The organism is Tenacibaculum profundicola, assembly GCF_057220795.1.
In genome coordinates, this window is sequence record NZ_CM170137.1 from 166,525 (window position 1) to 187,517 (window position 20,993).

Here is a 20,993-nt window from a genome sequence, read left to right on the forward strand (position 1 = left end):
TTTTGTCTTGGTTTTTAAAGTTTTAATTTTGTAACTATCTTAGCTAAAAAGCATTAGGTATGTTTAAATCTGTTGATATCAAAGAAAAATTATATGAAGTTCGTAACAAAGAACTAAAAAATAGTGACCTTTCAAAATGGATAAAGCAAGTTTTTGAAGAGTTAGATTTTAAAAGAGAAAATATTCATAACAAACTACGAAAGAATAATGAGAGAAAAGGTAATTTGTTCCAAGTAGATAAACTAGATTCAAAAGCTATTTTTCATATAAGTCAAATTCGAAAAATTTGTATTGATTACCGATTGAGATTCTTAGATTCTAGCCTTTTTAAAGGAGATTATCCTCCGGAAGCAATATCTAAAATTAGAGCGTTAGAATTACAACACAGAACATCCATTCACGGTTTTAAAATCGTTGCACCTTCTCAACTTTTCAGAATCAAAAAAACGGATGATCCTATCTTATTTGCCCCAATGGGTAATGGTTTTTATTATTTAATTCACAAATGGGGAAATGATTTACACTCTTTGCGTAAAGGTAAATATTGGCCTGTAAAGAATGTTACAAATTTAGGACTCACTGCATTTGGTGTAAGTGTTTTAATGACGGCAATGTCATACTTCTTGGCCTTTGATGATAAACAAAGCGCTCTAACCTATATCATCGTTATTTTTCTTTTTACTTTTAAGTCAATTGTTGGATTAATTTTGTTTTTCGGAGTGGCATCAGGAAAAAATTTTAGTGAATATAGTTGGCAAAGTAAACATGACAAAATTTCTTAAGGATTATACATCTTTAGATTTGTTCTAAATAACTATATTTGTCATTCTAAACACTAAATAAATAATGAAAAATATACTATCACTAATTATGTTAGTTTTCTTATTTACAGCTTGTAAAAAAGAAAATAAAAAAGAAGAAGTAGCTAAAGGAGAGGTCAATGTATATACACATCGTCATTATAAAGCAGATCAAGAGTTATTTGCTCAGTTTGAAAAAGGAACGGGCATTAAGGTTAATGTGGTGAATGCAAAAGCGGATGAATTAATCCAGAAAATGACGATTGAAGGTGAACAGTCTCCGGCAGATGTGTTAATTACCGTAGATGCTGGTCGTTTGGTAAGAGCAAAGGAAAAAGATCTATTGCAATCAGCTTCTTCTGAATTTTTAAATAAAACAATTCCAGCACATTTAAAGGATATTGATAATAGCTGGTTTGCTTTAACCAAAAGAGCAAGGGTAATAGTATACAATCCTGAAAAAGTCCAAGTAGAAGAATTGTCTACCTATGAAGCCTTGACGGAACCAACATGGAATAAAAGAATCTTAATACGTTCTTCAGGCAATATTTACAATCAATCATTACTGGCGTCTATAATAGCAAATAATGGAGAAGAGAATGCAGCTGATTGGGCAAGAGGAATTGTTGCAAATATGGCTCGTTCACCTAAAGGGAACGATCGTGACCAGATCAAAGCAGTTGTTGCAGGAGAAGGGGATGTTGCTATTGTAAATACCTATTATATTGGGAAATTATTAAATTCTAAAAACCCTGAAGAAGTGAAGGCAGGAAAAGGAATCAAAGTGTTTTTTCCAAACCAAGAAGGGCGAGGAACCCATATTAATGTGAGTGGTGCAGGTGTAGCAAAGTATGCGCCAAATAAAGCAAATGCTATTAAGTTTATTGAATTCTTGGCAAGTAAAGAAGCTCAGGAAACATTCGCAAAAGCTAATTATGAATATCCTGTAAACACGAATGTTGTTGCGTCAGATTTATTGAGATCTTGGGGAGCGTTTAAAGAAGATAACCTGTCGTTAACACAATTAGGAAAGAATAATAAGAAAGCGGTATTGACGTTTGATATAGCTGGATGGAAATAAAAAAATATATTTGTAATCCTTTTTAGTAGGATATACATGAGAAATAAATTTCGAAACATACAAAGAGATGCAAATAAATGGTCAATATTTTTATTGACCATTGTTTTATTTGTAGCCGTTCCAATAATCACTATTTTCTTTAATTTATTTTACGGACCAGGAGATACTTGGAACCATTTAGTAACAAACTTATTACCAAGTTATATTCAAAATTCACTCTTGCTAATACTAGGAACGGGTTTCTTGACGTTAGTGTTTGGAATTTCTTCGGCATGGATTGTTTCTCGTTATGAGATACCGTTGAGAAAACAGTTAGAATGGTTGTTAATAGTTCCTCTTGCCATTCCTTCCTACATTACAGCGTATGCTTATGCAGGAATTTTTGATTATGGTGGCTTTTTAGAAAAACTGTTTGCCGTGAAATTTGATATCATGAACCAAGCAGGCTTAATTTTTGTGCTTAGTGTTTCTTTATACCCTTATGTTTACGTTGCTTCCAGAGCTTTCTTTTTAAATCAATCAAACAATATAATTGAAGCCTCAAAATTATTAGGAGGTAGTGAAAGGAAAACTTTTTTTAAATTAATTTTGCCTTTAGCAAGGCCCGCTTTTGTTGGAGGATTGATATTAGTTTTGATGGAGGTTTTAAACGATTATGGTGCCGCAAAATATTATGGAATAAATACCTTTACCACAGGTATATTTAGGGCTTGGTTCTCTCTAGAAGAACCAGAAACAGCCATCTATTTATCGGCCATTTTAGTAACGATTGTTTTTGTTTTGATCATGGCAGAAAAAAGACAACGTAAACGAATAGGGTATTTCAATTCTTCAAAAAACCATCAAAGAGTAAAAAAGCAAATCATCAATAAAAAAACAACATGGATCTTTTTTTTAGTGGTTTTGACTCCTGTATTACTCGGTTTTGTTTTTCCTGTTTTGCAATTAGTATACTGGGCTTTTTTGACTTATAACGAAGTGTTTACTTCAGATTTTTTAATGATCGCGTGGCAAAGTTTCATGCTGTCTCTTACATCGGCATTCTTTACAGTAGTTTTGGCTTTGTTATTAATTTTTATGGCTAAATGGAATAGATTTCTAATTATAAATTCCCTTACGAAAATAGGAACCTTAGGATACGCCATTCCGGGTGCTGTTATTGCAGTTGGTGTGTTAATACCTACTTTGGCTTTTGATAAATGGTTGATAATTTTTTTTAGAGATTCACTAGATATAAAAATAGGGTTTTTAATAAATGGCACCATTGTAGCTTTGGTTTATGCATATATGGTCCGTTATGTTGCGGTAGCCTACAACCCTATAGAAGCAACTTCATTAAAACTTGGAAAATCTATATCAGAAGCTTCCAAAATGTTAGGAAAGGGAAATATAGCGACATTTAAAAAAATTGAATTCCCATTACTTAAAACTGCAATTCTAAGTGGTTTTATTTTAGTTTTTGTGGATGTGATGAAAGAGTTACCTTTAACTTTAATATTAAAACCATACCAGATAAATACCCTGGCCGTAAAAGCGTATGAGTATGCGAGTGATGAATTAATAGCGGAAGCTTCATTACCTTCGCTGTTTATCATTATGACAGGTATATTTCCTATAATATTTTTAAACAGATTAATTTCTAAGAAGCAAGATGAATACTAATATTTTAGAAATACAGAAGCTTACAAAGTCTTTCGATCAAGTAAAAGCATTAAACAATGTTTCATATACTTTAGAAAGAGGAAAAATTGTTGCAATAGTAGGAGAGAGTGGAAGTGGTAAAACAACACTCATAAGGCTAATTACTGGTTTAGAAGTATTGGATGAGGGAGAAATTATACTGAATGGCACCTTAGTTTCGTCAAATTCCGTTTTTGTTGAGCCCGAGAAAAGAAATGTAGGAATGGTGTTTCAAGATTATGCCCTCTTTCCTCATTTAACGGTATTTGACAACATAGCTTACGGGATTTCAAAAAAAACGAATGCGAAAGAAAGGGTTGCTGAAGTGTTAAATTTAGTTGGCCTGGTAGGAATGGAAAAAAGGTACCCTCATGAACTTTCAGGGGGTCAGCAACAGCGAATTGCATTGGCAAGAGCCCTAGCTCCGGAACCTGAATTATTGATTTTGGATGAACCCTTTAGTAACTTGGATGTTATTTTGAGAAATCAGTTGCGTGAGGATATATTAAAAATCTTAAAAAAAGCAAGTTGTACTGCTATTTTTGTAACACATGATATTAAAGATGCATTGGCAATTTCTGATGAAATGATGGTGTTACAGAAAGGAAACGTTTTGCAACAAGGAAAGACAAAAGAGGTGTTTAACAACCCGAAAAATGATTATATAAAATTACTTTTTGGTTCGGTTACATGGTAAAAAAGAGCAGATACTTAGGTATCTACTCTTCTAATTTAAAACTAGTCGCCATCATTATCGGTTCCAGTAATAATTATAGACAGGGTACTCCTTACATCTGTATGGAGTAAAATAAGTAACTCATTCAAAGAAGTGTGAAGTTTTTCAACGTTCTCTTTATCGTGGTCTACGGCTTCTTTAAGTGGAGATTGTATGCTTTTAATTGTTTCTTTTATCGTTGTAATTGTGCCTTTAATTTTAGTGTTTAAGGTGTCATTTTTCGTAATTGATTTAATGTAATCAGAGATAGAAGTAATCTGCTCTCCAAAAAATAATTCTTCAACAGAGAGAATATTATTATAGATTAAATCTAACGAATTACTAGCGTAAAAATTCTCTACAATTTCTGGGTTTGTGTGTTCTGACTTTTCCAGTCCGGCCGGTTTCCCAACCTTTGTTACTTTACAATTATCAATAACGTTATAAATTCCGTTGAATAATAAATTAAAAGAGCTTAACAAACCCTCTTCTTCATTATTTTTAAAACTTTCGGCGTAGTTAGAACCCGTTGAAGACCAAATACCGTGCAACTGCTTTATAGTAGTATAAAATTCATTGGTAATCAACTGTAAATATCGACCTCTATTTGAATTGGTTTCATATTCTGTTAGTAAACTTTGTAGATCTTCTGTTTTAAATAACATATAATTTAAGCCCGGTAAATTTTTAGCAGCGCTACCAATATTTAAAATTGTGGCCTCCGTAAAAGTACCTTCTTCGATCTTTTTTTCAATCGAGATATTATATACTGGCCAAAAGTTAATTCTACGATTCATAAAATTACTTTTTGCTTCCCCGATATTAAACACATACATTTTTGCATAAAATGCTGTGATATCATTCAGTTGATCCCTAACCGCTGTTAGATTCATAGCGTTAGATTCCGTTACAAATAGTGCAACTGAATTTTGAAGAGCTGTTGATTTATCAAGTAACGTGTTTATCTTAGGAACAATTATCTGATTGGTTATAGAGGTAACAATGTCATTTTTGTAATCAGGTGTTTCTGAATTGTCTTTTGAACATCCCACGGAAAGAATAAGGGTGAATACTAGGGTGGTTATTATGTTTTTCATTTTATTTCTTTTAAAGTGATTCAATAAAGCTTAAAAGCTCTTCTCTTTGTTCTTTTGATAGATTTTTAAAATCATTTTTTGATTTTTCTGCTTCACCGCCGTGCCATAAAATAGCTTCCTCAATATTTCTAGCCCTTCCGTCATGCAATAGGAAGGTGTGTTTATTAACGGTATTGATAAGTCCAATACCCCATAAAGGTTGAGTTCTCCACTCTTTACCAGTAGCTAAAAAATCAGGTCTATGATCAGCTAAGCCTTCTCCCATATCATGTAATAAGAAATCTGAGTACGGACGAATATTTTTATTTTCTAGAAGTGGATTAAAAGGGTAAGCACCTGTTTTTAAATTAGTGGTATGACAGCTAATACATTTTAAATTGCTAAAGAGTACTTTGCCATTTAACACTTGTTGTTCTTTATAGTTTCTTCTTTTAGGAACAGCCAAAGAAGTTTGATAGAATAAGATTCTATCCATTTGAGTATCGGTAACTTCAGGGAAACCACCGTTAGGTGCGTTGTAACAATCTTGTTGTTCTGGCGGACAAGGGTTGTTGTTAAATATAGACGTAGTTAAACCTAAGTCTCCAAAAAAAGCGCCGGCAATTTGCTGTTTTAATGAAGGTTGATTAGATTTCCAACCAAATTTACCAATAGAAATTTTGCTATCTATGGCATCCCACACATAGTTGGCTTTTCCTGAGATTCCATCACCATCGGCATCAAATTCGTCGACATTTTTTAAAATTTCACTTTCTGGTAGCGCGTCTATTAATCCTAATCCTATTACTTGTTGACCAATCCTTGGAGACACTTGAACACCACCCAATGAACCAAAATTTTCGTTAACAATGGTGTATTTAGGTTTTCTTAATTGATACGTTGTTCCATCAGGATAGGTACCTTCTATCATGGTAAAGTCAACTTCAATATCAGCTTCTCTTGGTATATTTAAATTAGCATGATTTTGCAATTGATCACCGTAATTAGGTACGGGTAATGGACCACCATGTTCATTTTGACCGGTAATACTTAAACGAATCAAAAAGCCTTTGGAACCAATATTGGAAGTCTCAAAAGGTTTTCCTCTCCCATCTTTAAAGTGACAACTTGCGCAGGCTCTGGAATTAAATGTAGGTCCCAACCCATCTAAACCAGTGGTTGATGCAGGTGCAGAAACCCATGATTGATTAAATAATGAATTTCCAGAAGCAAATCGAATGATATCCGTTCTCTCCAATCCTGGTATTTCTTTACCGAACGAATTGTTATTAGTAGTAGCAACACTTAGATCATCTCCCAAATTTTCCTCTCCTTGCTGGTATTCATTGATTACTTCATATCGATCTCCTAGAAATAATGATTCTTTTGAGCAGCTATTATAACAACCTATAAACGGAATTAATAACAAAAAATTAATAAAGATATTTTTGTAGTAGATTTTATTCATAGTGCAAAAATACAGGATAAAATTAATTAGATCTAAATAAAGAGTCTAATTTAGAACAGAAAAAGGCCCTACTAATTAATTTTAGGGCCTTTATCTATGCTGTTGAAAGAGACTGATTATTGCACTGGAGTACCGATTTTCGTGGCGATCTCACTTATATTTCCTCCGAAATCTTTGAGTGCCATACCAGCTTCTACAATTGTTCCTTGATTACTAGTGCTCTCTTCTAGTAATAAAACATCGAATGGTTTACCATTGTTTGCTTTTGTATCAACTTCATTTATTTTTACCATCATTGCATCAGATGCATTTTTAAGTTTTTCCGCTAGTGCTTCGTCTTCTTGTTTTACTAAGTCGTATACAGAAGCTCCAGAAATGTTTTCGTAGTCTCCAAATAATACGTTAACAATCCCTTGTGCATTGGTAACAACATCTCGGTGCGTATTATCAGAAAAACAAGAATGCTCGTCTTCCTGACCAGATTCATCAATTCCATCTGTTAAATCTACAGGCTTTAACATTCTTTCTTCAGATAACTCCTCATTAGCGAGAAAGAAAGGACCAGAAATAATATTGGTGATGGCTGTATTTTCAGGTAAAGCCATAAAAACAGTATAATATTGACCTCCTTCAGCCCATGTATCCACTAAAGTTTTTAAGTCTTTCACTAAAATTGATGTTACTACGTTTAAATACGTTTTTCTTCTTTCTTTTTTTGTATCCGTAGTATAATCCGTTAATGGACGTTGACCTGCTTTTAGAGCTGTTGGATTCGTTTCATCTTGTCCCCATAATAAGAATTCAATGGCGTGCCATCCTGTAGAGATAGATTTATCATTTTCTTTTTCGTTATTATCAATTAACAAAGCTTCAGTTATAGCGTCAGTTCCAGCGATAATACCACCGTTATATGCAGAATACCCTGAATAGGCATCAGAAGCAACGGTTACATAATCAATATAGCCTTCATCTAATGGCCAAGCATTCATTTGCCCTTCATTATTAATGACCCAAGCTTCATTTCCTTCTGAATCTACAGGTCCATTAGACCCTCTGAAAACTTCCGTTTGTCCGTAAAATTCACGAGCAGCTAACCATTCAGTTTTAACATTGTCAAATGATGTTTGCGTTGGATTGGAAGTAAAATCACTAATAGCGTTCTGCATTTTTATAGCGGCATTATAACTATCTAAATAGTTTTGATGCACTATTTTTGCATAATTACCAATAACCTCTTTTTTGGTAATCTTTACGTCAACCTCAGGTGAGGTGCTCTCTTCTGATGAGCATGATAAACATGACATCATCATAATCATTGATGTGATTATAAATGTTATTTTTAAAAATCCCGTCATTTTTATTTAGATTTAATATAATTAAAGCGCAAAGGAACCTACTTTTTTTTAATTAGGCAATCTTTATTTAGATTAATTTTAAATAAAAATAACATGTACTTAACACAAGCTTAATCTTTGGGGTAATATAAATTGTAGTATATTTGCACGTAATTAATTTTTAACCACTAAACGCTCTGTTGAGAGTAAAATTGATTACGTGTATGAATGCTCACCAATTAAAATTTGTAGGAGAAGGTTTAACATATGATGATGTCCTGTTAGTTCCTGCATATTCAGAAGTACTTCCAAGAGAAGTTAATATTCAAACTAAGTTTACAAAAAATATTACGATTAACGTACCAATTGTATCAGCTGCAATGGATACGGTAACCGAATCGGCCATGGCAATTGCTGTAGCAAGAGAAGGGGGTATTGGTGTTTTGCATAAAAACATGACTATTGAGGAACAAGCGAAAGAAGTTAGAAAGGTAAAGAGAGCAGAGAGTGGTATGATTATCGACCCAATTACGCTTCCTATGAGTGCCATTGTGTATGATGCTAAAACAGCGATGCGCGATCATAAAATAGGAGGGATTCCGGTAGTTGATGAAAATGATAAATTAGTTGGTATTGTTACCAATAGAGATTTGCGTTTTGAAAAGGATAATGATCGTCCTATTGCCGAGGTGATGACTTCTGAAAATTTAATTACGGTAGCAGAAGGAACTTCTTTGAAACAGGCCGAGGTTATTTTACAAGAAAATAAAATTGAGAAATTACCCGTAATTAATGACAATGACAAATTAGTAGGACTAATAACATTTAGAGATATTACTAAATTAACATTGAAACCTGAAGCCAACAAAGATCAATACGGTAGATTAAGAGTGGCCGCTGCCTTAGGAGTTACAGGAGATGCAGTAGAAAGAGCTGAAGCTTTGGTGGCCGCTGGAGTAGATGCGGTTATTATTGATACTGCCCACGGTCATACAAAAGGAGTCGTTTCTGTATTGAAAAAGGTTAAAAGTAAATTTCCAAGTTTAGATGTAGTGGTAGGAAATATTGCTACCCCAGAAGCTGCAAAATACTTAGTAGAAGCTGGAGCCGATGCTGTTAAGGTAGGAATTGGTCCTGGATCTATTTGTACTACTAGAGTTGTTGCCGGAGTTGGATTTCCACAGTTTTCAGCGGTACTAGAAGTGGCAGCAGCGATTAAAGGGTCTGGAGTACCTGTTATTGCCGATGGAGGAATTCGATACACAGGTGATATTCCGAAGGCAATTGCAGCCGGAGCAGATTGTGTGATGTTAGGTTCTTTATTAGCAGGAACGAAAGAATCTCCAGGGGAAACAATTATATACGAAGGAAGAAAATTTAAATCATATAGAGGAATGGGGTCCGTTGAGGCCATGAAAAAAGGTTCCAAAGATCGTTATTTTCAGGATGTCGAAGATGATATCAAAAAATTGGTTCCAGAAGGAATTGTAGGTCGTGTTCCTTATAAAGGAGAATTGTATGAAAGTATTCATCAATTTGTCGGTGGCTTGCGTGCAGGAATGGGGTATTGCGGAGCAAAAGATATTGAAACCTTAAAAAACACGGGGAAGTTTGTTAGAATTACAGCTTCTGGTATCAATGAAAGCCATCCACATGATGTGGCTATTACTAAAGAAGCACCCAATTATAGTAGATAATCGCAAACAAAAAAGATATAACAAATATAAAACCGTTGGAAATTTAAATTTTTCAACGGTTTTTTCTTTTCTTAAAGCCAAAAATGAATTACAATTCCTAACTTTACTCTTTAAATAAAAAAATGAAGAGAATATTAATTATTAATGGTCCGAATTTAAATTTATTAGGTAAAAGAGAGCCTACAGTATATGGAAGTAGCTCATTTGAAGATTTCTATAAAGAATTGAAGGGTAAGTTTAGTGAGATCGATTTGAGGTATTACCAATCAAATATTGAAGGAGAACTCATAAATAAATTGCATGAAACGGGCTTTGATTATGACGGTATTATTCTTAATGCAGCGGCTTATACGCATACTTCGGTGGCGATTGCAGATGCTGTAAAAGCAATAACCACCCCAGTAATTGAAGTACATGTATCCAATGTGTATTCGAGAGAAAAATTCCGTCATAAAAGCTATTTGGCACCTAATACTAAAGGAATAATTACAGGGTTTGGCTTACAAAGTTATGAGCTAGCTATTCAAAGCTTTTTATAGCGTTAAAAATATAAAGATACCTAACCAATAACAAAATATAGAAACTTATCAAAGCTGTTGGAAATAACTGAACTTTTAAAAGCCAAATTATAGGGATTAAAACCAACAACAATATAGAGAGTAGCATATAGTTAGAAATCCAGTTAGGTGTGTTTTTTTTAGTGATAAAAAACGCAACTAAAAGGTTAGGAGCAAAAGCCCATAAAAAATTAAAATTGTTTGGTGCGGTTGCGTGGTTGGAAAAGAACCACAGGTAAGTAATTAAAACACCAAAAATACCAGTGGTAAAGAATAGTATAAAATCAAACCATTTACTTCTGGTTTTCTTTTTGTAGTCTTTATAGGTGATGAATAAGCCTATACACAAGAGTATAAAAAACATGATCAATGGACTTACTGTATCGGATGTTGCTTTTTTTTCTGGGTGGTCTAAAAGCGTTCTTGTTGTACGAATCAAATTTTCTTCATGACCATTTTTTACAATTTTAGAGACGGCTAGCATACTAAAAACATAATCGGGTAAATATGAATACTCACTAGGGCTTGCTAATTTATCTAATCGGTTCCCTAAAGCGATATTAATTCCTAAACTACCCCAAGTATTAGGGTGAATTTCTCTATTCATTAACTGACGTATAGAGAGGTTTTCGGTAACAAAATCATCTTTAAAGTTAACCCCATCTCCTAAAATGGTTTTTATAATATCTCTGGGTTTTGTTGAACAATTGTTAAAAAACGGATCATAGAAATAACTTGCATTTTTCGGATGAGCATTGATCTCTAAATATTTAAAAAAAGCATTTTTTTGAGCACTAGTAAGGTTTAAAACTTGTTCTTGAACCCACCTCTGGTCAAAATTATAGCTCTTTAGAGAGGGAGGGAAAGAATAACGAGCTAATTTATACTTCATAAAACCTTTGGTAAAGTTTAGGTAAAAATTAGACTCTGAAAAATCAAAAATGCCATAATTGTATATTAAATCTAATTGCAGTAAGGGATCTTTAATACGTATGGCAGTATGCCCAAATTTTTCATAGAGAGCTTCTCCTGGACCGTAGGTAATTACGCTAATTTCTGAATATGTTGAGAGCTGTAAATTTTGAGACTGTACTACAGTTAAAAAAGAGAAAATAAAGAAAAGAGTTACCTGTTTTTTTAGTGCCATTATTGTCGAAAAAAGCTATAATTAAATTTAATAGAAAAAATATTAGAATACAGCGCATTGCCTATGCTGCCTATATTTGTCAAAGCATAATCAATTTGAATTCCATTATAGGTAAATCCAAGACCAAAATTAGGTTGGATAGAGATAGATTTACTACCATCAAACTCTGTGGTGTTTTGAATATTTCCAATGCCAAAGCGCAAAAAAGCCATGTTGTCATAATCTAACTGTAAACCTAAAGAAGGATCGATGCTCATAACACTTGTGGCAATAATATCATTTGTTTTTGCAAATCGCATATTTAAATCTACTGCTGTGAGTAAGTTAAAAAAACGACTAACACGAAAGCTTTTGGCAATTCCTAATTGTACTTTGGGTTTGGTAATTTCAGTTGTTTCTGGAAGCTCTTGGTTTTGCCCAGGAATGGCATTTTCAATTTTTTCAAATTCAGTTTCGCTGATACTCCAAGTATTAAACGTAGTGGTAATATCTCGAGCCATGATTCCAAATTTCCAATTGTTTCTCTCAAATTGAAATCCTACATCGAAACCAAAGCCCCATGAAGTAGCAAAATCGCCAATTATTCTTCGCACAACTTTAGCGTTTATACCAAAATGGAATCCGTCTAAAATCATTTTTCTGGCATAGCCAAAGTTAAAGGCATAATCTGCCGCAGAGAATAAGCTGATTCTATTATAATCTATATTTCCTTGGCTGTCTATGAGTTCTGTCGTGTTCAAAATATCATCTACACCAAAACGAATAATAGATAAGCCTAAGGCACTTTTATGATCAATAGGCATGGCAAAACCAATAAAATTGTAATTCGCAATACCTGCAAAATAGGTAGCATGCATCAAGGAGCCTTGGTAATCATCAACGTTTACTAAACCGGCAGGATTCCAATAAATCGCATTTACATCATTACTAGTGGCTACCACTGATTTACTCATGCCTAAGGCAGCTGCATCAACGCCGATGTTTAAAAACTCATTTGAATAATTTCTGAATTGAGCTTGTAAGTTTGTTGAAAATAGGACAATAAAAAATAAAAAATGTGTTTTCAATGGTTTAGGTTGAATAAGCTACAAATATCTTAAAATACATAGAATATAACTATCAATTTAACAAGATATTGTTGTTACAATATTTCTAAGTTACTATTATTGACAAACTATTTTCTCATCAATAAATTGATTTATCTTTTGTTCTAACCATTTATTTTCAGAATTCCAAAAAGATGATAAAAATCCTACATGGCCGCCATAATTAGGGGTTAATAAATAAAAGTTTGAGTACATATTTGCTTCGTTGTATGGATAACATTCTTCTGAGAGAAAACTGTCATCTAGTGAGTTAATAAGGAGTGTAGTGTGCTTTATTTTTGAAATATAGGGTTTCGAACTTGCTTTTTCCCAGTAATCTTCCGAGCTCGTAAAACCGAAAATAGGCACGGTATATTGCTTCTCTATATGCCTAAAAAGTGATGCTTTGGCTAACAATTGTTTATCTAGTTGAAATTCCGGGAATTTTTCTGCTTTGTTAAGAAGCTTAGTTTTCATTGTTCTTAAGAACTCTGTTAAATAGATTTTATTTTTGAGTTTAGACAGTTCGGCCTGTGAAGACGTTAAATCAATGGGTACGGATACAGCAACAGCTCCTTTAACAGATTCAGGGATATTCGTGTATTCGCCTAAATATTTGAGTGTTAGATTACCTCCTAAGCTAAACCCGACAATAATAATATTCGTATAGTTGTAATTGTTATACAAGAAATTAACAATAAATTCGATGTCGTCTGTTTTACCGCTATGGTAGGTTTCTAGTAGTAAATTATCCTCACCACTACAACCTCTTAAATTCATACATACGGTATCGTACCCGTTGTTGTTAAGTTGTTTAGAGGTAGTAATCATATAATTTGATTGGGCACTGCCTTCAAGGCCATGAATCAACAAGACTAACGTTTTTGATTTCACAAAAGAAAAATCTAAATCGATAAAATCATGATCCCAGGTAGTGACTCTTTTTCGTTCATAATTTATGCGATCGTTCATAAATAAAGGACGATACATTGTACTAAAATGAGAATTTTTAAATGGTAAGGTAGGATTGAAATTATTTTTTAGTACAGGCATAAGTTAAATTTTATAGCTATTTTTAACAAAGATGACAAAAAAACATGAAAAAGTAAAACTGATGAAATGATTTCTTATTTTCGTCGTCAAATTCTAGACACCATGAACATCAAAAAACATATTCCTAATCTAATTACTCTTGGAAATTTATTATGCGGAACTATTGCCACCATATTTGCTGTGAAAGGTGATTTTGTGGGAACTGCAATTTTAGTAATTACCGGGATTTCCCTTGACTTTTTTGATGGTTTCGTAGCGAGATTATTAAAAGTACAAGGAGAGCTAGGTAAACAGTTAGATTCGTTAGCAGATATGGTAACAAGTGGAGTAGTGCCTGGCATTGTAATGTTTCAGCTATTGATACATGCGGTTGATATTGATGCTGTTGGGTATTTCGGTGTGGACGAATATGGCAGATCAGGGAGTAATTTGCCTTATTTGGGTTTAATCCTAACACTTGCCGCAGGCTATCGTTTGGCTAACTTTAATATAGATGATCGTCAATCGGATAGTTTTATTGGTTTACCAACGCCAGCAATGAGTTTGTTTGTTGTTTCGCTGCCTCTAATTGGTCAGTATTCTTCTGATTCGTATTTTCATGAACTTGTTCAAAACCAATACCTATTAATAGGAATGACCGTTTTGTTGAGTTTTGTTATGAATGCTCAATTACCACTTTTTTCATTAAAGTTTAAAACTTTTTCAATCAAAGAGAATTTGATTAAATATGTTTTTCTAATAGCTTCTATTGCATTACTGTTAACCCTCCAATTTGTTGCTGTGCCAATTATTATATTGTTATATATAACTATTTCAATAGCACAAAACCAGCTAAGTAAGTAATTAGTGTATGTTGAAAAGCATTGCTTTAAATTCTAGTTATCTTCTTGAAGCGTGAAATTAATAATGGTTTAATTTTCTTTTATTACTATTGTGATACTCGGTTTTTTAAGGTGTCATTGTTTTAATTACTGGGTTTAAAGTTGATAAAACCGATGATTGCTGTTTATGAAAAAATTATAATAACACGCGAAAAACACAAACAGATGAAAACTAAGTAGGTCTTTTGTTTAATTTACAGCACCAGTTAATTAGTGTATTGTTAACGGCTATAGTCACCAAAATGTTTTTATGAAAAAAAACGGGTATGATTTACGACTTAAATTTCTTTTTCTTTAATTCAAAATCTTTTCCTAAATACACCCTGCGTACTGTTTCATCTTCTGCTAACTCTTCTGGTGTACCTTCTTTTAAAATACTTCCGTTGTACATTAAATAGGTACGATCTGTAATAGCTAAAGTGGCTTGTACGTCATGATCGGTAATTAAAATACCAATATTTTTATTTTTTAATTGAGCAACAATTCCCTGAATATCTTCTACAGCAATAGGATCAACTCCAGCAAATGGCTCATCTAAAAGTATAAATTTAGGGTCAGAAGCTAAACATCGAGCAATTTCAGTTCTTCTACGTTCACCACCGGAAAGTAAATCACCTCTGTTTTTACGAACATGTCCTAAGCTAAATTCTTCTATAAGTTCTTCCAAACGTTGTTTTCGCTCCGTTTTATTTCTTTTCGTAAATTCTAAAACAGACATAATATTATCTTCTACTGATAACTTTCTAAAAACTGAGGCTTCTTGCGCTAGGTATCCAATACCTTTCTGAGCTCTTTTATACATGGCATCTTCAGTAATTTCCTCCTCATCTAAAAAAATGGTTCCACCATTTGGTTTAATCATTCCTACAATCATGTAAAAAGACGTTGTTTTCCCAGCTCCATTAGGCCCTAACAGCCCAATAATTTCTCCTTGTTTGACTTCTAGAGAAATACCTTTAACTACTTTTCGTTTACCGTAGATTTTTTGTATGTTATTCGCTTTTAGTTTCATATTCATGTTTAAACATTTTTCACGATTAAATGTAATAAATCAAAGTATATATACTTCTTAAAATACTCTTAAACGTTATTAGCTAGAAATCTCATTATCATTTTCCAAATATTCCCAAAATTCAACAGCTCTTCGTAAATGTGGAATGACTATAGTTCCTCCAACTAAAGTAGCTATAGACATAGTCTCCATCATTTCGTCTTTTGTTAAACCATTTTTATAAGCAGTTTCTAGGTGATATGCTATACAATCATCACAACGCAATACTGCTGAGGCAACCAAACCTAATAATTCTTTGGTTTTTACTGGTAAATGACCTTCACTGTATGCATTGGTATCCAGATTAAATATCCGTTTTATTACTTTATTGTCTGAAGCCAAAATTTTTTCGTTCATTTTAGAACGATACTCATTGAACTCTTTTATTTTTTCAGACATGACTATTGTTGTTTTTTTATTACAAATTTTGAAACATATATGCTAATTTCGTACAAAATCATAATAGGAACAGAAACAATTACTTGACTAGCTACATCAGGTGGTGTTATAATTGCAGATAGAATTAATACCAGTACTAATGCGTGTTTTCGGTATTTTCTTAAAAAATGAGGAGTGATGAGTCCGATTTTAGATAAGAAGTAGATGACTACAGGTAGTTCAAAAAAAACAGCTACTCCAAGCATGGTGTTGGTAACAAGGCTTATGTACGCTTCGAGTTTAAAGTTATTTTGTATACTATCAGAAATTTCGAAATTATAAAAGAAATATACAGACATCGGTATAATAACGAAATAACTAAAAAGAACTCCTAAAAAAAATAAGAGGGAAGAGGTGAAAATAAAACCCCTTGATTTTTTTTGTTCACGCTTGTGTAAGCCCGGTGCTACAAAAGACCAAAACTCCCATAAAATATAAGGGAAAGAAATTACAAAACCTAATATCAATGATGACCAAATTCCGGTCATTAATTGTTGTGTAGGGTTTAACGCTTGTAACGTTTGTTTGAAATTGATATCACAAAAACTACTATCTACACCTATAGAGGAGAAAACTCTACAGAAAAAACGGTAGGTAGCAAAATCTGGTTGTAGGTGTGCTAATAAGAATTCATTAAAAACAAATTTGATATTAGCGAAAATAGCTATTGCTAAAATAAAAATTGAAGCAAAACTTCGCACTAAATGCCATCTTAATTCTTCAAGATGATCTAAAAAAGACATTTCTTTTGTAGCCATTATTAAAATATTCCTTCTTTAATTAAATCGTGTAAATGAACGACACCTACATATTTCTCAGAATCGTTTATCACTAAAATTTGAGTGATATTATTAGTTTCTAATGTATCTAAGGTATCAACTGCCATAGCATCAACATGAATTGATTTTGGGTTTTTACTCATGATGTCGCTGGCTGTAAGCTTATCAATTTGTGTTGTTTTACTCAGCATTCTTCTGATATCGCCATCGGTAATAATACCAATTATTTTGTCAGACTGGTCAACAACTGCGGTCACTCCCAGTCTTTTTTCTGAAATTTCAATAATAACTTTCGTTATGGGATCCGATGGATTTACTTTTGGAGTATCATTGTTTTTAATCAGGTCAGAAACTCTTAAATAAAGACGTTTACCTAAAGCTCCACCAGGGTGATATTTGGCAAAATCATTACTAGAAAAACCTCTTCGTTCCAACAAGCAAACGGCCAAAGCATCACCTAAAACTAGTTGTGCTGTAGTACTTGTTGTTGGTGCCAGATTATTAGGGCAAGCCTCTTTTTCAACATATGAATTCAGTAAAAAATCAGCATTTTTACCCAAAAATGATTCTGGGTTTCCTGTGATTGCAATTATTTTGTTATTAGAACTTTTAATTAGCGGAACCAAAACTTTAATTTCTGGTGTATTACCACTTTTTGAAATACAAATAACAGTATCGTTTTGTTGCACATTTCCTAAGTCGCCATGAATAGCATCAGCGGCATGCATAAAAATGGCAGGGGTTCCTGTTGAATTTAGTGTCGCTACTATTTTAGTTGCTATATTCGCACTTTTACCAATGCCTGTAACGATTACGCGACCATTAGAATTTAGAACAAAGTTTACGGCCTCGATAAAAGAATTATCTAATAATTTTGCTAAATTAGCAACAGCGTTACTTTGCAAAAGTATGGTGTCTTTAGCAGTTGAAAGGATATTGCTTGAGTTTTTCAAGTTCTGTAATTTAAGTATAAATTAAAGTTGTAAAAATAGAAATATTTTAGGTAGTAAATCTCATAAAATTTAAAGTTTATGACTTTTTATTTGTACTTTTTTTATAAATTAGATTTTAAATAGGATATTAACAGATGGATGTAGAGCAGTCGGATTTATACAAATCATTAAAAAAGCTTTTTGGATTTAATAAATTCAAAGGTTTACAGGAAGATGTGGTCAATAGCATCTTAAGCAATCAGAATACATTTGTGATTATGCCAACAGGGGGTGGAAAGTCATTGTGTTATCAATTACCCGCATTGATGAAAGAAGGAACAGCTATTGTTGTTTCTCCTTTAATAGCATTGATGAAGAATCAGGTGGATGCCATAAGAGGAATTTCCGAACAACACGGAATAGCTCATGTATTAAATTCTTCTTTAAATAAAACAGAAGTTAGTCAGGTAAAAACTGATATTGAACAAGGAATTACAAAGTTGCTATATGTAGCGCCAGAGTCCTTGATTAAAGAAGAGTATGTTTTATTTTTACGGGAGCAGGATATATCGTTCGTTGCCATAGATGAAGCACATTGTATTTCAGAATGGGGTCATGACTTTAGACCAGAATATAGGAATTTGAGAAATATTATTAAACAAATTGATAATGTTCCTATTATAGGATTAACTGCAACGGCTACCGAAAAAGTGCAAGAAGACATTTTGAAAACGTTAGGCATGAGTGACGCCAATGTTTTTAAAGCTTCTTTTAATCGAGCTAATTTATTTTATGAAGTTAGGCCTAAGACGAAAGAAATCGAAAAAGATATTATTCGATTCATTAAACAGCGCTTAGGTAAATCAGGGATAATTTATTGTTTGAGCCGTAAAAAAGTGGAGGAAATTTCGCAAGTGTTGCAGGTAAATGGAATCAATGCAGTACCCTACCATGCTGGTTTAGATGCAAAAACAAGAGTAAGACATCAAGACATGTTTTTGATGGAAGATTGTGATGTTGTTGTGGCTACGATTGCGTTTGGTATGGGAATTGACAAACCCGATGTAAGATTCGTGATACATCATGATATCCCCAAAAGTTTGGAAAGCTATTATCAAGAAACCGGTAGAGCTGGGCGTGATGGAGGTGAAGGATATTGTTTGACTTTCTATTCCTATAAAGATATTGAAAAACTTGAAAAGTTTATGGCCAATAAACCAGTGGCAGAACAAGAAGTTGGACATGCTCTTTTACAAGAAGTGGTTGGGTACGCTGAAACATCGATGAATAGGCGAAAATACTTGTTGCATTATTTTGGAGAGGAGTTTGATGAAATACATGGGGACGGGGCTGAAATGGATGATAACATGCGCAACCCGAAGAAAAAGCATGAAGCTAAAGAAGAGGTGGTGAAATTATTAGCTGTAATTAAGAGTACTAATGAAATGTATAAACCTAAAGAAGTAGTAAATACATTATTAGGTAAAGAAAATGCTCTGTTAAAGTCTCACAAAACCACTAAACAACCTTTTTTTGGAATTGGTAATGAAAAAGATAATCACTATTGGATGGCATTAATACGTCAAGTATTAGTTACTGATTTTATTAAAAAAGAAATTGAGTTATATGGTGTTTTAAAACTTACCGAACATGGGAAAGAATTTTTAAACAATCCTGTATCGTTTATGATGACCGAAAATCATGTATATGCTACAGATGATGATGGTACCATAATAACCAATACGAAATCATTTGCAGGAGGGGTGGATGAGAAACTTGTTGGAATGTTAAAGGATTTACGAAAAAAGGTAGGGAAAAAGTTAGGAGTACCTCCATTTGCCGTTTTTCAAGATCCGTCAATTGATGATATGGGTTTGAAATACCCTGTGACATTTGAAGAATTATCTAAAGTACATGGTGTCGGGGAAGGAAAAGCTAAAAAGTATGGTAAAGACTTTATTAAACTTATAAGTAGCTATGTTGAGGAAAATGATATCATGCGTCCTGATGATCTAATTGTTAAGAGTACAGGGGTAAACTCAGGATTGAAATTGTACATTATTCAAAATACAGATAGAAAATTACCATTAGAAGATATAGCAAAATCAAAAGGTTTAGAAATGCCTGAATTGATTAAAGAAATGGAAGCAATTGTGTTTTCTGGTACAAAATTAAATATTGATTACGCTATTGATGATTTGTTAGATGAGGATCAACAAGAGGAGATTCATGAGTATTTTATGGAAGCAGAAACGGATAAAATACAAGAGGCGTTAGATGAATTTGAAGGTGATTATGATGATGAAGAATTACGATTAATGAGAATTAAATTTACAAGTGAAATAGCAAATTAAAAAAACTTTTAATATCCATCTATTTTAATGGATATTAAACTATAACCGAATATAAAACTAATTCATTAAACGAAAAAAATAGATAAGCGCAAGAGGTAATTCTCTTGCGTTCTGTTTTAATTCAACTTAATATTGTAGCGAATTTCGAATCTGAATTATAATTCCATTTACCATTTGAATTTACAATAATAAAACGTCCTTTTTTCCTTTCTATGTCAATACAAAAAGAAATCGTAGTACTGCTATTATTGATTTTCTATCTTATATAAAGAAAAAGCAATCATTTTCTTTTACAGTAAATTCAAACAATAGCTGGTATAAAATTAACGCGAAAACTATTACCTTGAGTATTTTTGTTTTTCAGGTTATTATAATACAAAACGTATTTCTATTTTTGAATGAGTCATCGTAAAAACAAGTGAATTCAAAAATAAGTACGCTTATAAAATTTATGCTTTATGCTAAGTAATCTGTTTATTTTTTGATTAGCACATCTTTAATAGTGGCCGTAGAATCACAGCGAACTATATACAAGCTAATGTGTTCTAAGCTATCTTTTCCTGTAATATAATATTCGGCACATGGTCTCTGTCTTGGCTTACTTTTTGAAAAATCTACATCCGCTGATTTTAAAATAGCTGAAATAGAAGATGTATCAATGTTTTTCATAGTGATAACATGTAAGGCATCTTTTGAAATAACACGTTGTTTAGTTCTAATAGTTTTCAAAGTTCTTGCATCCATACCGTAATCAAAAGAAACATTTTTGTTCTTCCAAAAGAATAGAACAGCCACTGAACCTAAGGCTACACCAATTAAATAATACCCAAAACGCTTTAATAAATTCATAATATTTATTTTCGAA

General features: G+C 32.9%; 19 protein-coding genes. 8 read left to right on the forward strand and 11 right to left on the reverse strand.

The genetic code is table 11. The features are described from left to right. Window positions 1-59 precede the first annotated feature (59 nt). The 4 genes from AC2TDS_RS00705 (at window position 60) to AC2TDS_RS00720 (ending at window position 4,258) form a co-directional block, all read left to right on the forward strand. Window positions 60-782, forward strand: a complete 723-nt coding sequence (locus AC2TDS_RS00705; RefSeq protein WP_484737208.1) for a hypothetical protein — start codon at window positions 60-62, stop codon at window positions 780-782. Between the two features lie 64 nt (window positions 783-846). Continuing rightward, window positions 847-1,881, forward strand: coding sequence for a Fe(3+) ABC transporter substrate-binding protein (locus tag AC2TDS_RS00710; RefSeq protein ID WP_484737209.1), 1,035 nt, complete (start codon window positions 847-849; stop codon window positions 1,879-1,881). A gap of 36 nt (window positions 1,882-1,917) precedes the next feature. After that, complete coding sequence (locus AC2TDS_RS00715) at window positions 1,918-3,543, forward strand: ABC transporter permease (RefSeq protein ID WP_484737210.1); 1,626 nt, start codon at window positions 1,918-1,920, stop codon at window positions 3,541-3,543. Next, window positions 3,533-4,258 (forward strand): ABC transporter ATP-binding protein, encoded by a 726-nt coding sequence (locus AC2TDS_RS00720; RefSeq protein ID WP_484737211.1) that lies wholly within the window; start codon window positions 3,533-3,535, stop codon window positions 4,256-4,258. The genes AC2TDS_RS00715 and AC2TDS_RS00720 overlap by 11 nt, the downstream gene beginning before the upstream one ends. Window positions 4,259-4,299: 41 nt before the next feature. Here AC2TDS_RS00720 and AC2TDS_RS00725 read toward each other — a convergent pair whose 3' ends face one another. From AC2TDS_RS00725 to AC2TDS_RS00735, 3 genes are all read right to left on the reverse strand, one after another. Beyond that, window positions 4,300-5,373: an imelysin family protein gene (locus AC2TDS_RS00725; protein WP_484737212.1), complete on the reverse strand. Its 1,074-nt coding sequence runs from the start codon at window positions 5,371-5,373 to the stop codon at window positions 4,300-4,302. Window positions 5,374-5,383: 10 nt separating this feature from the next. Beyond that, entirely contained in the window at window positions 5,384-6,820 is a 1,437-nt protein-coding gene (locus AC2TDS_RS00730) for a di-heme oxidoreductase family protein (RefSeq protein ID WP_484737213.1), read from the reverse strand. Window positions 6,821-6,936: 116 nt separating this feature from the next. Next, entirely contained in the window at window positions 6,937-8,175 is a 1,239-nt protein-coding gene (locus tag AC2TDS_RS00735; protein WP_484737214.1) for an imelysin family protein, read from the reverse strand. Window positions 8,176-8,378: 203 nt separating this feature from the next. Here AC2TDS_RS00735 and guaB point away from each other — a divergent pair, with 203 nt between their 5' ends. Both guaB and aroQ read left to right on the forward strand, forming a co-directional pair. Next, complete coding sequence (gene guaB / locus AC2TDS_RS00740) at window positions 8,379-9,851, forward strand: IMP dehydrogenase (protein WP_484737215.1); 1,473 nt, start codon at window positions 8,379-8,381, stop codon at window positions 9,849-9,851. Between the two features lie 122 nt (window positions 9,852-9,973). Continuing rightward, window positions 9,974-10,390: a type II 3-dehydroquinate dehydratase gene (aroQ, locus tag AC2TDS_RS00745; RefSeq protein ID WP_484737216.1), complete on the forward strand. Its 417-nt coding sequence runs from the start codon at window positions 9,974-9,976 to the stop codon at window positions 10,388-10,390. On the opposite strand, the gene AC2TDS_RS00750 is transcribed toward aroQ, so the two are convergent. The 3 genes from AC2TDS_RS00750 to AC2TDS_RS00760 all read right to left on the reverse strand — a co-directional run bounded on the left by AC2TDS_RS00750 (window position 10,371) and on the right by AC2TDS_RS00760 (window position 13,693). Next, on the reverse strand, window positions 10,371-11,555 hold the full coding sequence (locus tag AC2TDS_RS00750) for a lipoprotein N-acyltransferase Lnb domain-containing protein (protein WP_484737217.1): 1,185 nt from the start codon (window positions 11,553-11,555) through the stop codon (window positions 10,371-10,373). The two genes, aroQ and AC2TDS_RS00750, sit on opposite strands and share 20 nt — an antisense overlap. After that, window positions 11,555-12,622, reverse strand: a complete 1,068-nt coding sequence (locus AC2TDS_RS00755; RefSeq protein ID WP_484737218.1) for a putative type IX sorting system protein PorV2 — start codon at window positions 12,620-12,622, stop codon at window positions 11,555-11,557. Before AC2TDS_RS00755 ends, AC2TDS_RS00750 begins: the two co-directional genes overlap by 1 nt. A 96-nt stretch (window positions 12,623-12,718) precedes the next feature. Further along, window positions 12,719-13,693 carry a YheT family hydrolase gene (locus AC2TDS_RS00760; protein WP_484737219.1) on the reverse strand — a complete coding sequence of 325 codons (975 nt, stop codon included), beginning with the start codon at window positions 13,691-13,693 and terminating at the stop codon, window positions 12,719-12,721. A gap of 66 nt (window positions 13,694-13,759) precedes the next feature. On the opposite strand from AC2TDS_RS00760, the gene AC2TDS_RS00765 reads away from it, so the two are divergent. Next, window positions 13,760-14,536, forward strand: coding sequence for a CDP-alcohol phosphatidyltransferase family protein (locus AC2TDS_RS00765; protein WP_484737220.1), 777 nt, complete (start codon window positions 13,760-13,762; stop codon window positions 14,534-14,536). Between the two features lie 309 nt (window positions 14,537-14,845). Here the strand turns inward: AC2TDS_RS00765 and lptB are convergent, their stop codons facing one another. From lptB to AC2TDS_RS00785, 4 genes are all read right to left on the reverse strand, one after another. Further along, entirely contained in the window at window positions 14,846-15,586 is a 741-nt protein-coding gene (gene lptB, locus AC2TDS_RS00770) for an LPS export ABC transporter ATP-binding protein (protein WP_484738906.1), read from the reverse strand. A 78-nt stretch (window positions 15,587-15,664) separates the two neighbouring features. Continuing rightward, window positions 15,665-16,024, reverse strand: coding sequence for a carboxymuconolactone decarboxylase family protein (locus tag AC2TDS_RS00775; protein ID WP_484737221.1), 360 nt, complete (start codon window positions 16,022-16,024; stop codon window positions 15,665-15,667). A 2-nt stretch (window positions 16,025-16,026) separates the two neighbouring features. Next, the gene (gene tatC / locus AC2TDS_RS00780) at window positions 16,027-16,821 is read right to left on the reverse strand and encodes a twin-arginine translocase subunit TatC (RefSeq protein WP_484737222.1); all 795 of its coding nucleotides are present in this window, start codon (window positions 16,819-16,821) and stop codon (window positions 16,027-16,029) included. A gap of 2 nt (window positions 16,822-16,823) precedes the next feature. Then, window positions 16,824-17,795, reverse strand: coding sequence for a KpsF/GutQ family sugar-phosphate isomerase (locus tag AC2TDS_RS00785; RefSeq protein ID WP_484737223.1), 972 nt, complete (start codon window positions 17,793-17,795; stop codon window positions 16,824-16,826). Window positions 17,796-17,929: 134 nt separating this feature from the next. Between AC2TDS_RS00785 and AC2TDS_RS00790 the strand changes: the two genes are divergently transcribed. After that, the gene (locus AC2TDS_RS00790) at window positions 17,930-20,128 is read left to right on the forward strand and encodes a RecQ family ATP-dependent DNA helicase (RefSeq protein WP_484737224.1); all 2,199 of its coding nucleotides are present in this window, start codon (window positions 17,930-17,932) and stop codon (window positions 20,126-20,128) included. A 474-nt stretch (window positions 20,129-20,602) separates the two neighbouring features. On the opposite strand, the gene AC2TDS_RS00795 is transcribed toward AC2TDS_RS00790, so the two are convergent. Further along, window positions 20,603-20,977, reverse strand: coding sequence for a DUF4258 domain-containing protein (locus tag AC2TDS_RS00795; RefSeq protein ID WP_484737225.1), 375 nt, complete (start codon window positions 20,975-20,977; stop codon window positions 20,603-20,605). Window positions 20,978-20,993: the final 16 nt, after the last annotated feature.

Bases quoted from the DNA above. Each gene is read 5' to 3' on its own strand.
- aroQ (WP_484737216.1), top strand. From the start codon at position 9,974: ATGAAGAGAATATTAATTATTAATGGTCCGAATTTAAATTTATTAGGT.
- AC2TDS_RS00795 (WP_484737225.1), bottom strand. From the start codon at position 20,977: ATGAATTTATTAAAGCGTTTTGGGTATTATTTAATTGGTGTAGCCTTA.
- AC2TDS_RS00710 (WP_484737209.1), top strand. From the start codon at position 847: ATGAAAAATATACTATCACTAATTATGTTAGTTTTCTTATTTACAGCT.
- AC2TDS_RS00720 (WP_484737211.1), top strand. From the start codon at position 3,533: ATGAATACTAATATTTTAGAAATACAGAAGCTTACAAAGTCTTTCGAT.
- AC2TDS_RS00725 (WP_484737212.1), bottom strand. From the start codon at position 5,373: ATGAAAAACATAATAACCACCCTAGTATTCACCCTTATTCTTTCCGTG.
- AC2TDS_RS00730 (WP_484737213.1), bottom strand. From the start codon at position 6,820: ATGAATAAAATCTACTACAAAAATATCTTTATTAATTTTTTGTTATTA.
- guaB (WP_484737215.1), top strand. From the start codon at position 8,379: ATGAATGCTCACCAATTAAAATTTGTAGGAGAAGGTTTAACATATGAT.
- AC2TDS_RS00715 (WP_484737210.1), top strand. From the start codon at position 1,918: ATGAGAAATAAATTTCGAAACATACAAAGAGATGCAAATAAATGGTCA.
- AC2TDS_RS00705 (WP_484737208.1), top strand. From the start codon at position 60: ATGTTTAAATCTGTTGATATCAAAGAAAAATTATATGAAGTTCGTAAC.
- AC2TDS_RS00760 (WP_484737219.1), bottom strand. From the start codon at position 13,693: ATGCCTGTACTAAAAAATAATTTCAATCCTACCTTACCATTTAAAAAT.
- tatC (WP_484737222.1), bottom strand. From the start codon at position 16,821: ATGGCTACAAAAGAAATGTCTTTTTTAGATCATCTTGAAGAATTAAGA.
- AC2TDS_RS00790 (WP_484737224.1), top strand. From the start codon at position 17,930: ATGGATGTAGAGCAGTCGGATTTATACAAATCATTAAAAAAGCTTTTT.
- AC2TDS_RS00735 (WP_484737214.1), bottom strand. From the start codon at position 8,175: ATGACGGGATTTTTAAAAATAACATTTATAATCACATCAATGATTATG.
- AC2TDS_RS00765 (WP_484737220.1), top strand. From the start codon at position 13,760: ATGATTTCTTATTTTCGTCGTCAAATTCTAGACACCATGAACATCAAA.
- AC2TDS_RS00750 (WP_484737217.1), bottom strand. From the start codon at position 11,555: ATGGCACTAAAAAAACAGGTAACTCTTTTCTTTATTTTCTCTTTTTTA.
- lptB (WP_484738906.1), bottom strand. From the start codon at position 15,586: ATGAAACTAAAAGCGAATAACATACAAAAAATCTACGGTAAACGAAAA.
- AC2TDS_RS00775 (WP_484737221.1), bottom strand. From the start codon at position 16,024: ATGTCTGAAAAAATAAAAGAGTTCAATGAGTATCGTTCTAAAATGAAC.